Genomic DNA, 311 nt, shown 5'->3' on the forward strand with positions numbered 1-311 from the left:
TTGATACTTATAAATTTTCAGAGGAAATCGTAGAAAAAACTGGTCCTATTATGGTTCCAGAAGTCCCGTATGAAGCGCCAGAATATGATGTGCCAACTAATGGTGGTTTAGAAGAAGAATTTGCTGATGTACTCAATGTAGGAAATGTTCCAACAGATAATTTTTCTCAAAAACAACAGAAGAATGAAGTTTTTAGTGAAGTTTTTCATCAGTCTATGCAAAATTCAAAAGAAGGTGTTCATATAAACTCTAAAGAACAAAATTCCGACTATTCTTCTTCTGCCAATATGGAATATAATTTCCCCTCTTTT

At 32.8% G+C, this 311-nt stretch carries 1 pseudogene; it reads left to right on the plus strand.

The features are described 5' to 3' along the window. Window positions 1–311, plus strand: a pseudogene (locus tag ACFILW_RS10645) (SPOR domain-containing protein); the annotation flags it as partial.

Origin of the sequence: Bartonella sp. TT110JLCBS (assembly GCF_042193405.1) — a bacterium.
Lineage (GTDB): Bacteria > Pseudomonadota > Alphaproteobacteria > Rhizobiales > Rhizobiaceae > Bartonella.